Source organism: Methanobrevibacter ruminantium M1 (genome assembly GCF_000024185.1).
In the GTDB taxonomy this organism is placed as follows: domain Archaea; phylum Methanobacteriota; class Methanobacteria; order Methanobacteriales; family Methanobacteriaceae; genus Methanobrevibacter; species Methanobrevibacter ruminantium.
Genome location: NC_013790.1, coordinates 2,837,122 through 2,849,240, shown reverse-complemented (window position 1 = coordinate 2,849,240; position 12,119 = coordinate 2,837,122). Strand labels below are relative to the sequence as shown.

General features: G+C 31.6%; 9 protein-coding genes. 6 read left to right on the top strand and 3 right to left on the bottom strand.

From position 1 onward, the window contains the following. Nucleotides 1-88: 88 nt before the first annotated feature. Nucleotides 89-1,165, top strand: coding sequence for a DUF1786 domain-containing protein (locus tag MRU_RS10845; protein ID WP_012956956.1), 1,077 nt, complete (start codon nt 89-91; stop codon nt 1,163-1,165). Nucleotides 1,166-1,778: 613 nt separating this feature from the next. Continuing rightward, entirely contained in the window at nt 1,779-2,444 is a 666-nt protein-coding gene (locus tag MRU_RS10840) for a PHP-associated domain-containing protein (RefSeq protein WP_012956955.1), read from the top strand. A gap of 203 nt (nt 2,445-2,647) precedes the next feature. Here MRU_RS10840 and MRU_RS10835 read toward each other — a convergent pair whose 3' ends face one another. Together MRU_RS10835 and MRU_RS10830 are read right to left on the bottom strand one after the other, a co-directional pair. After that, complete coding sequence (locus tag MRU_RS10835) at nt 2,648-3,439, bottom strand: DUF63 family protein (protein ID WP_012956954.1); 792 nt, start codon at nt 3,437-3,439, stop codon at nt 2,648-2,650. 108 nt (nt 3,440-3,547) lie between these two features. Beyond that, a complete protein-coding gene (locus MRU_RS10830) occupies nt 3,548-5,074 on the bottom strand; it encodes a 2-isopropylmalate synthase (protein WP_171776186.1) in 1,527 nt (508 codons plus the stop codon). 545 nt (nt 5,075-5,619) lie between these two features. On the opposite strand from MRU_RS10830, the gene MRU_RS10825 reads away from it, so the two are divergent. Beyond that, entirely contained in the window at nt 5,620-6,507 is an 888-nt protein-coding gene (locus tag MRU_RS10825) for a hypothetical protein (RefSeq protein WP_012956952.1), read from the top strand. Between the two features lie 83 nt (nt 6,508-6,590). Continuing rightward, on the top strand, nt 6,591-6,806 hold the full coding sequence (locus MRU_RS10820; RefSeq protein WP_012956951.1) for a hypothetical protein: 216 nt from the start codon (nt 6,591-6,593) through the stop codon (nt 6,804-6,806). A gap of 81 nt (nt 6,807-6,887) precedes the next feature. Here MRU_RS10820 and MRU_RS10815 read toward each other — a convergent pair whose 3' ends face one another. Further along, nucleotides 6,888-8,003, bottom strand: a complete 1,116-nt coding sequence (locus MRU_RS10815) for a radical SAM protein (RefSeq protein WP_012956950.1) — start codon at nt 8,001-8,003, stop codon at nt 6,888-6,890. A 639-nt stretch (nt 8,004-8,642) separates the two neighbouring features. On the opposite strand from MRU_RS10815, the gene cfbB reads away from it, so the two are divergent. Beyond that, nucleotides 8,643-10,085: a Ni-sirohydrochlorin a,c-diamide synthase gene (gene cfbB / locus MRU_RS10810; protein WP_012956949.1), complete on the top strand. Its 1,443-nt coding sequence runs from the start codon at nt 8,643-8,645 to the stop codon at nt 10,083-10,085. 1,322 nt (nt 10,086-11,407) lie between these two features. Further along, nucleotides 11,408-12,097 (top strand): hypothetical protein, encoded by a 690-nt coding sequence (locus MRU_RS10805; protein WP_012956947.1) that lies wholly within the window; start codon nt 11,408-11,410, stop codon nt 12,095-12,097. Nucleotides 12,098-12,119 lie beyond the last annotated feature (22 nt).

The following is a 12,119-nucleotide window of genomic DNA, read 5'->3' as shown; positions in this document are numbered from 1 at the left end:
TTAAAACTTATAACTTATAACTTATATCAATAAAACATCCCTTCTTATTTCAATCAATTTAAATATTTTCACTAACAAATATCTTGATATGAAGATTTTAGCTATTGATGTAGGAACTGGTACTGAAGATATCTTATTATACGATACAGAAAAGGAAATAGAAAACTCTATGAAATTGGTTATTCCTTCTCCTCACCTTACAATCGGACAAATGATAAGCGAATCAGAGTCTGATTTATACTTTGACGGAGTAATCATGGGTGGAGGAAAAATAAAGGACAGATGTCTTGAACATATGGAAAAAGGATATAAGATAGTATTTGAAGAACTATCAGGCAAAACCATTCGTGACAACATTGAACAAGTCAAGTCATTTGGTTTTGAAGTGGTAAAAGAAGGTAGCTTTGACAAGGAGCTAAATGAAGATTCAAGCTTAAAGTATGCAGATTATCAAAAGATATCCTTAAAGGATGTGGATGTAGATAAGTTAATAGACATTTTCAAGTCATTTGACCTAGACCTTGAGGTTGATGAGCTTATCATTGCAGTTCAAGACCATGGATACAGTGAAGATATGGGAGATAGGGACTTCAGATTTGAAAAGATCAAGGAAAAATTGCCAGAGCCTCTTCCTCCGGAAGTTTTTGCAATGGAAAGGGAAGAAGTTCCAGAGTATTTCACAAGGATGCAGTCTGTAATCCAATCCCTAGAGGAGTCAAATCCAGAATTCAAGCCAGTTCTTATGGATACCAAATTCGCTTCCTTAGCAGGGGTCTGCTATGACAAGGAAGTTCTAAAGCTAAACAGTTTCATTGTCATGGACATTGGAAACGGTCATACAACTGTTGCGTCCATTGAAAACGGCAAGATACAAGGTGTTTTTGAGCACCATACTAGAGATCTTAGTCCAGAGAGGTTTGAAGAGCTTGTACTTGCACTTGCAGACGGCACAATTAAGCATGAGGATGTCCACGATGAGGGAGGTCATGGCGCATTTGCACTAAATCCTATCTCAAAGATAGAGAAGGTAGTTGTTGCAGGTCCAAAAAGAGCCCTTGTAGAAAAGACAAATCTTGACTATTATCATGCAGCTCCAGGTGGAGATGTGATGATGACTGGAACTGTTGGTCTAGTAAAATCAATGGAGTACCTAAGGAAAAATTAGTTTTTAAAAGCCGTTTTACAGTATACAATTAAAACTATTTTTCCATTCTTATTTTTTTTATTTTAACCATAATTTGGCCTTATTTTTTCAGATTATTTTTTTCACTTTTTCATCATTTTTTTAAATTCTACAGTAACTTTTCATTAATTCCATGTCACTTTTTTCTAAAAATATAATATACTTTTTGTATATTTTTTGATGATTTTTTTCTTTAAGTAGATAAAAAAATAATTTCATTAGATTTTTTTTCTATTCTACAAAATAATTTTTTTTTCATCTTTGAGACTAATTAAATTTGACATTTTTAATTCTTATTTTTTCAAAATAAGTTCAATTTTTATAGTTGTATATTTTCAAAAAATCTCTGTATCTTTAATTTTCCTGTTTTTTTCATAAATTTTTAAAATATTTTCACTTATAACTTATAACTTATAACTCAAACAATCTCTTCGTTATTAATATCAGTTATTTTCAAAATCTTGAAATTAAATAAAATTTATAATGGATTAAAATAATAATATATTTATAAAATTTTTACATACTTAGATATTTATTGTAGAATATTTTTTTCAAAGATCAGTTTTTATTTTTTATTATCAAAAGAGGACTTTATATGAAGTTTGATCCACATATTCACAGTGTTTTTTCAGGGGACTCACGTTCGGAACCAATAGACATTCTCATACAGGCCCAAAAGATAGGGCTAGATGCAATTGCAATAAGCGACCATAATGAAATAAAAGGCTCCCGACTTGCAAGAAGCATACCTGGAGATATAATTGTAGTTCCCTCCATAGAGATTTCTACAGAGAAAGGCCATATGTTAGGATTGGGAGTTGATGAGATTATTCCTAAAGGATTGTCAGCTGTAGAGACTGTAGATAGAATTCATGATGCTGGTGGATTAGCTATAGTTCCTCATCCTTTTTCCTATTATAGACACGGTCTATTCTGCAATGTGGATTCTAACTTAGGAGTGGATGGTGTTGAGACCAAGAATGCAAGATACATATTTGGATACTCAAACAAACAGGCCCAAACATTGGCTGAGCGAAAAAGGCTTGCCAGATTAGGAGCAAGCGATTCTCATTTTTTAGAATCAATCGGGGATGCCTATACAGAGGTAAACACTAAAGGATATGATTCTGTAGATGGCATATTAAAGGCAATAAAACACAGACGCTGCAGGGCCATGGGTCATGGAACAAGCAACTTTTTGGTTGCAAAAGAAGTATTTGTTAAGAAGGTGCTTAGAAGGTATCCGAAAAGGGACGAATAAATCAATCAAGCTTTTTTGGCCTTCGGCCAAAAAACCTTGACCAAAAATTTTATCTAATCTATGCTTGAACTAATCTATAATTTTTGAATTTTCATAACTCAATTTATTCAGTTTAAACTAATTTTTAATTTAATAATTTTCAATCACTAGAATTTTTTTTAATCTTGTTTATTTCATAGAAAAAAAGTCACTATTTTTTACAACTATACACCTATTGCCATAGTCAAAAAGTTTCTCAAACCTGGTGCCAATCCTAATACAAATACGGTTAATTTTAATAGACTTTTTATGGTTTCGTCATCGAAATATTGATCGATTATGTATAATACTGCAACGATGACTATAATTTTCATAGGAAACATTGTAATAGATGTATCAAATAGTTGATATAGAGTATTTGCTAAAACATGCTGTTCGCTGTAGTTGAAGAACTCGACAGCAACAAATGTTGTTGAAGCATCGAACATATGTGCTGAAATTATTGACAAGTTTATCCTGTCCTTGAAAAATGGGATAATGTATGAAATCAAGACAAATATTGAACTTGCTATTATCCATGTGATTAGCACATAGATTACTGGAATAATGTTTAGTCTAGGAATCATGATTATGTTTGGTATGAGAAGTATGACTCCTATGATTGAAAGGGTGTATCTATAGTCGATGTTTTTTCTGTTGTATAGAAATAGACTGAATAGCAGTGATGCAATTGTTATAAGGCCAACAAGTATGTAAAGGCCAGGGGTTATTAAGAAGACTGTTTTTGGATAGACCCCATTGTCAACCAATGCACGTATGAGAGATCCAAGAAAGATATATGGGATGATAGGATAGATTATGGAGATAGGGTCTATTTTTATCTTCTTAAACATCTTTATGATTGCTATTATAAAAATAAGAAGAATTAGAGTGTAGATGACTGTATTGAATATAGTGTATCCTGAAAAGAAGGTGGTTTGTATGAAATCCGGTAGGAAACTGTCTACGGTAGCCATCTAATCACTTTTACTAAAATTGGATTTGGATTAATCTTATTAAATTAAGATTTGAACTTTTTCTTTTTCTAATTGACTGAATTTTCTTTTTTAAATAGGATTTGAGACTTAACAGTTCTCCTGGATGTCAAGTATCCTGTTTATTGAGTTTATGACCGCAATTACACTTGAAAGAATAACGTCCTCTCTGGTTGCCCTTCCTGTGGCCTTGTTTCCTTTGTCGTCTGAAATCACTACAAAGGTTTCTGCTAATGCGTCTGTACCACCTGTGATTGCTTCAAGTCTGTATTCATCAAGGCTTATATTAACTCTGTCCTGCACAAGTGTCTTAAGTGCTAAGACAGATGCATCCACTGGACCCACTCCTATCTGGGATGTTTCCATAATCTTTCCGTCTATTGAAAGCTTAATTGTTGCTGTTGCTGAGACTGACTCTCCTGTCATTACGCTAAGACCTAGGAGCTTTATGTATTCCTTGCCACTTGTTCCTATTTCTGTTATTGCAATGGATCTTAAGTCATCATCTGTAAGGCATTTTCCCTTGTCTCCAAGGGTCTTGACCTGATTATAGATATTGTCAAACTGCTTTTGGGTCACTTCTATATTGAACTCCTCAAGCTTTGACTTGATTGCAGCATGGCCTGTATGCTTTCCAAGGGCTATCCTTCTTTTATGCCCTACTATCTCCGGGGCTATTGGCTCATAGGTTGAGCTGTTCTTTAAGATTCCATCTACATGTATGCCAGATTCATGTGCAAATGCATTGTCTCCCACTATCGGTTTTGTAGGAGGCATCTTTATACCTGTAATTGATCCGATGAAATTGGAAGTGTCATATAGCTTGGTTGTATCTACTGTTAGGTTTGCTCCATAAGCGATTTTAAGGCTTACTACAAGCTCTTCAAGAGAGGTGTTTCCTGCTCTTTCGCCTATTCCATTTATTGTACAGTGGGCTTGGTTTGCACCTTCCTCTATGCCTATTAGGGAGTTTGATACTGCTAAACCAAAGTCATTATGAAAATGAAGGCTTATTGGGAGGTTAATTTTCTTTCTAAGGGTTCTTATTAATGTTCTTGTGGTTGATGGCACAAGGATTCCAACTGTGTCTGGCACATTTATTATGTCTGCACCTGCGCTTTCCACTCCCTTGTAGAATTCGATAAGATAGTTCAGTTCGGTTCTTGTGGCATCTTCAGCTGAAAATTCAACTTTAAGGCCATGATCCTTTGCATATTCCACCATTTCCATGGATTGGCTTAGAATCTCTGTCTTTGATTTCTTTAGCTTATAGTCTCTGTGAAGGGGAGAAGTTCCGATAAACAGGTGTGCATATGAAAGGTCTGAGTCAATCAATGCATCTATATCCTTTTGCACCACTCTTGCAAGGCCACATAACTCAGAGCTGAACCCAAGGCTTACCATCTCTCTAGCTGCCTTTCGCTCACCGCTTGAAACTGTTGGAAATCCCATTTCGATAACGTTAACTCCAAGCTCATCCAACCTTTGAGCTATCTTGATTTTCTCATCCACGGTCAAGGCAATTCCTGGAGCCTGTTCGCCGTCACGAAGGGTGGTGTCAAATATCTTGATTTCATCTGGGATATTTAATTCCTTCTTGTTCTGTTCCATGTTTATTGCATACATCTTATCCCCAACTTGATTATGATTGATAAATATGATTTGTTTTGATAATTCTGATAATTATTTTTCTTCATTTTTTTTAATCTTTATGTTTTAGTTTTTCTAATTTTTAATTGTTTTTATGCTTGCTTTTAGTTTTATTTTTTATATTTTATATCTTTTTTTTATATTCATTTTTGAAGATTAATTTTTTATATTGATTTTTAGCCTTTATTTTATTGTTGCATTGGTTCTAATTGTGTTTTCCAGTTTCATACAACTTTCACATTCTCAAGTCAATTTCACAGTTTCATACAACTTTTACACTTTCAAGTCAATTTCACACGATGACATCAATTTCACATTTTCATACAACTTTCACACGATGACATCAATTTTACGAAATGAAGTCAATTTTACGATATTACATCAATTTTAAGAGATTAAGTCAATTTTGCTCTAATACTGTCTTTATATCAAAAAAGAAAGATTTATATACTTTAAAATCTAAAATAAAACTTAATTAATCAAGTACAAATGCAAGTAAAAGGAGGTACATTATGGCGGATGCGAAAGATTCTAAAGATGATAAAGTTTATCATCTTGAGGATCTATTATTTGTAAAGTGTCTAGTTCAATTTGAAGAATTTCCCCAATATATTACTGGATTTAAGGATATTCGCAATTCATTTGACAGTCGTTTTGCTTCTTCTTCTAATTTTTCTAGTTTAAATCTTGATTGCGTTCGGCAAAGAGAGGATTTGAGTCTTATTGATATTGAGCATCATAGCTCTATAAGGCCAGATTTAATGAGAAGAAATTATGAATATGCTGTAAATCTGTATAATGTGACTGGATATACTGTTCATCCTTTTATCTTTTATACTGGAGACTTGCCTGTTAATAAAATAATCCGTATGAATGATTTTAATACTTTTCAGCCTCAGTGGTTTATTTTAAAGGAAAAAGATGGAATGAAAAGCTTAAATAACATTAATTATAAAACATTTAATAAAATTGATTGGAATGTTTTTGATGCTATAGATTTTGCTTGGATACCTAAATTTGATATTGACATGTCAATTGAAGATTGTATAGTTGAACTTGCTGAAATCTATAAAATGATGCCTGCTGACAATAAGTTCTTGCAGTTTTGTAGAGAAAGTCTAAAATTGTGGACAGGTAAGTATATAAAGGATAAAGAAAGATTAGATAAAGTTAAGGAGTGTTTAAATATGTCTGAGTTAGAAGAGATTCCTTTTGAAGAGCAATTACGTGGAGTTATCCTAGAAGGAGAATTAGAACGAGCTAAACTAAAAGGTGAAGAAAAAAATAGGATTGATTTTATTTCTAAAGCTTTGAAACATATGAGTCCTAAAGAAGTTTCTAATATGTTTGAGCTTCCTATTGAATATGTAGATGAAATTGCAAATTCTTATTCTAAATAAGTTTATTGCATTTTTCTGATATCTAATTGGTTCTAGTTTTATCATTAAAGTATATTATTCGAATGATTGGATGAGGGATAAATATGTCTTTAGAAGAGATTCCTTTTGAAGAGCAATTACGTGGAGTTATCCTAGAAGGAGAAATTGAACGTGCTGAACTAAAAGGTGTAGAAAAAGGTAGAAATATAATCATCATTAAACTATTGGAAACTATGAATCCTCAAGAAATTTCTGAGAGCTTAGATCTTCCTTTAGATACCATCTTAAGTATTCAAGAGTCTCATACCAAAAATGTTTAAAAATTTCTTTTTCTTTTCTTTTTTTAATCTATTTTTTTTTATTTCTAAACGATTTACTATTTTTAACTCTCTAATTTTAATTTAATAATTGTCTAAAGAGTTTTGATAAGCGCCTTCCAATTGAATATAAGGCTCTGCCCTTTTTATAACGACTCCTAATTTTTGAAGGTCTTCCAGTTTTTTAAAAGGCATCTTTTTTCTTATGCTCATTATTCTCCTTGCTGATTTCGGGCCGATTCCAGGGACTCTTATAAGCTCCCTATAAGGTGCTGTATTTATTTCAACTGGGAAGATATCCATTTCACGAGCTGCTAGGATTTTAGGATCCTCATTAAGGAACAACTTATCATCTTCATCAAATACAAGCTCCTTCACCTTAAACTTATAGTCATTCAATAGGGCGTCTGCATGGTATAGCTGTGCAGTTCTATCACTGCTGCATGCTTCTCTTTTTTCAAAGTCTGTTCCCTCTACAGGGGAGAATGCGCTGAAATAGCTGCGTCTAAGGTCTGCCTTTCTATATAGGCTGTCCATTCGCTTTAGTATTTCATAATCGCTTTCATCGTTTGCTCCAACAATGAGCTGAGTGGTGTGGCCTGATTTTGCATAATCCGGATTTTTCTTTGCAATCTGATGCATCCAGTCTATTCTCTTTAGGATGTCCTTGTTATAGTCCTTTGTTGAGGTTATTTCGCTAAGGCCGTCCTTTGTTGCAGCTTCTATGTTTAGGCTTACCCTATTTGCAAGGCTCATCGCCCTTTTTATTGAATCCTTGCTTGAGCCTGGAATTATCTTAAGATGGATGTAGTCCTGGTATCCATAGTCCCTTCGCAATATCCTTGCGGTCTCTATGGTTTTGTTCATTGTTTCATCGATTTCATTAGAGATTCCAGAGGATAGGAATAGGCCGTTTACATAGCCGTTGTTATAGTAGTGGAGAAATGCCTTTGCAAGCTCTTCCGGGCTAAGTTCAAGACGGGTGAAATCACGTTTGCTTTGATTTATGCAGTATTTGCAATCGTTTTTGCACTTATTGCTCATCAGTGTTTTAAAGAGCGGTATCTTGCATCCGTTGTGGCCTGTTGCATGGTATATTCCTGGCAGGTTTACTTGAGAGCTCTTGCTATGGCTAACATAGTCGCACAAATCATATTGCGCTGAATCTGCTAATACTTGCATCTTTTCTAAGGTTGACATGGTGGTTCTCCAATATAATTTATTTTTTTATTTAATTTCCATTCATTTTCTTTATTGTTCTCATTTCTTTTTTTCTAAAATTATTTATATTATTTTTTATTTTTTAAACTATTTATTAATTTTTAGAGAATGATTTATATATTATAGAAGATAAATACAAAACCAAGTGAGAGTTAAACTCTCAACTTGGCTTTGAGATACAAACTAATTATATTTAGGTATGGGATAGAAACAAATATAATGGTTTGTATCGCTATCTCTATAAATATATTCATACCTCCATAACAAGTTTTAGGATAAATCTATTTTAAACTTGTTACAATTTTATTTTGTTTTTTATACTTATAAATCTATTTAGAGAGCATATGATAAGTATTTTTTTACTTTGACTTTTTATATTTTTTATTTTTTACTTTTACTTGGTTTACTATTTATTTCATATAGTAAACCGTCTTTAGAGTCTTTTTTGCTTTCATATAATAATTTTTTTTATATCAATCATTGTTAAAATCTTTATTATTACTCTTTTTTCAGATTTAACTAATAAGTATTATTTATTTTTACCTATCTATTCTTTTTTAATCATTTTCTCCCAATATAAAAGAAACTTTTATATAAAATCTTAAATAATCTAATAATATGAAAGTCGTACTTGCTGGAACTGGAAGCGCAGTTGGAAAAACTACAATTTCAACCGGAATTATGAAAGCGCTTAGTGATGAAAATGTCCAACCATTTAAGGTTGGCCCTGATTTTATAGATCCTTCCTATCATACAATAGCTACAGGAAATGTGAGCCGTAACCTAGACTCCTTTTTCATGACTGATTTTCAAATAATTAATTCATTTGAAAGAGCCTTAAAAAAATCCAATTCTAATATGGGTATCATCGAAGGAGTCAGAGGTCTTTATGAAGGAATAAGTCCTATAGGAGATGTTGGAAACACTGCTTCAATTGCTAAGGCCATAGACGCACCTGTTGTGCTTTTGATGGATGCAAGAAGTCTCGTTAAAAGCGCTGCAGCAGTTGTTCTTGGATTTAAGGCACTTGATCCAGATGTCAGGATTGAAGGAGTCATTTTAAATAAGGTCAAAGGTCAGCGTCACTATAAAAAGGCTAAAGAATCTGTAGAAAAGCTTGCTGATGTTCCAGTTATAGGAGGCATTCCAAGAGACGATAAGATTACTGTAGAGGAAAGGCATCTCGGCCTTGTCCCTGCTCTCGAGAAGGAAAGAATTACAAGAAACATTAATCTTTGGGGCGAGATTGCAGAGGAGTATATAGATTTGGATGCACTTAAGGACATTATGAAGACAAGCTCCAAGTCTACTGCAAGGGACAATAAGAATATTGCAATGGAAAAGCATGAAGATGACTTTAATAGAGAGCATACTGAAGCAATCGACCTAGAGGTTACCAATGACTCAAAGCCAGGGCAATTATGGAAAACCGGCAACAGGAATAAGGTCAAGATTGGAGTTGCCCAGGACGAGATATTCACTTTCTATTATAAGGAAACCCTTGAATCATTGGAGGAAAATTCTGCAGAGATTGTTCCATTCAGTCCATTAAAGGATGAGCATCTTCCTGATGTAGATGCATTATACATCGGCGGAGGATATCCTGAAGTGTTTAAAAAAGAATTATCCGATAATAAAACCATGTTAAATGATATCAATAAATTCCATAAGGAAAATAGACCTATCTATGGTGAATGCGGAGGGTTGATCTACCTTTCCAAATCAATTGACGGCTTAGATATGGTTGGTGCAGTTCCATACTCATCTGAGATGACTAATAAGGTTCAAGGCCTTAATTATGTTGTTGCAAGGGCCAATCAAGATAATCTCATATCAAATGAGGGCGATGTATTCAGAGCTCATGAGTTCCATTATACTAAATTAAATATTGATAAAACTGATTCTTTAGTATTCGATGTCTTAAGAGGAAGGGGAGTCCTAAACAATATGGATGGTGTCTGTGTTAACAATACTCTGGCTAATTACATTCATATTCATGCATGTTCTCATCCTAACTTTGGATACAATTTTACTATTAATATCTCAGAGTTAGATATTTAGTATTTTTCGTTTATTAATTTTTTTTAAATATATTTTTTCGATTTATATTTATTCATTAGATTTTTTATACATCCTATTTTTATTCATTAGATTTTTATAATATATTTTTTTCAACAGATTTTTTTCTACATCATATTTTTTCTAGATCTTTTTTTATTATTTTTTTAAATTTTTGTTTTTTTTCATTTTTTCATTTTTTTAAATTTTTCCCCGTATATTTATAGGTTTGATTTTATAAAATTTTTTTTAACTATTTTTTCAAAAAATTTACAATATATTTTTTACTCAAAAAGTATTACTTTTTTATGTCTATTGTATACTTTTTCAGTATATTTTTGTTATAAAATTAGCATATTCCTGGTTAATTCCTATCTTTTTCATCAGATTTTAAAAAATTTCTGTATGATTTTATAATATCTTCAGCATAGATTTTATAATGACTGAGATCTCTAAGTTTCATATTCCTTATTTTTGATTTTTTTTAAATCTTTATATTTTTTTATTTTTTTCTTAAAATTGAGTTTTTTTAGCTATTTTTTTAATAAAGATTTATTTTAATTTATTCAGTGATATTAATTTAGCATATTCTTTTTTCTATGCTAACTCAATGATGTTATTTTGCATCTAATCTGCATTATCATTCAACTCTTTGATATTACATGCACATTTTTATGCATTATTGTATAAAATTTTATGATTAAAATCAGGGTCTTTCTTAAAAAGTATTACCCATCAAATTTTTATTCTTTAGGCTTATCTTATAGATTTTTTCTACTGACATTATCATTTTTCTACAATAATTTTTCGAGAGTTATTTTTTTTAAAGTTTTCAACTACAATTTTTACACTTGAAATATAACTTTTTTTAATTTTTTGTTTTGTTATTAACAAATTTTTTCTTGTTAACTCTAAAAAATCTACGGAAATTTCCCATGATATTATCAAATTTTTTTCACAAAAAATATTTTTTATTTTCCCAAATCTATCTTTTTTTCAATTTACATTCAATTTTTCTTTTGTATCTTATTTTTAAGGCAAGTTTATATGCAATGAGTTATCATATATATTATATAGAGTTTATTAAGTCAATAAAATATTAAATATTGAAAAATGATATTATCATTGCATCTATTTTGCTATGGTTACTTTTTTATAGACTTTGATGATATTGTATTGTCATTGCATTCTATTTGTAATTTATTTTTTATAGATTTTGATGATATTGTCATTGCATCTATTGGATATTGAATTTATTATATTTGATATTTTATTATTAGCATTATATTTATCCAGATTATATTTTATATCCTGAAGGAATTATTATGTTAGAGAAAGAAGTAAAACAATATAAAAGGGGAAATAGTTTCACTTATCGTATTGATCTATCTAAGAAAGATAATTTTGAAGGTGGAGAAAAAATAATGATTTTTAGGATGAGCGAATATGAAGCTTATCTAAATGAAATAGAAGATCTAAAGAGTCAAATTGAAGAAAATAATAAAACCATCTCTGAACTTAGGGAAAGTCGCAGCGAAGCTAATTCCAATATAAATAATGTTGTTGACAATCATAATAAGGAAATAGCAGATAAAAATAAGGAAATTATGGATCTTATTGAAGAGAACAAATCAGCTATCCAAAAATGTTATGATATTATTGAGGAAAAGGACAAGCTCCTGACACAGGCTAATGAAGAGATTAGAATCGAAAGGGAAAAAACCGATGCCACTCGCAAACAGGCCCAGGAAGATATTCTCAATGAGAGAAAACGACATGATGAATTAACCCTTGAAAAGGATAAACAATTGAAATTAGTCAATGAACAACTTCAGGATAGTCTAAAAGATATAGCTTATAAGGATAAAGTCATTACCGCAGATAGGCTTCTAATTGAAAGATATAAAAATAGAGGTTTTGTAGATCGTTTACTTAATAGATTGCCTGATGACAGCGATTTAAAAATAGATGACGTCAAGGAAACCTATGTTTTAGAAGCTGAAAAGAAGGAATAGTTTTTCTATTTGATAATTCTTC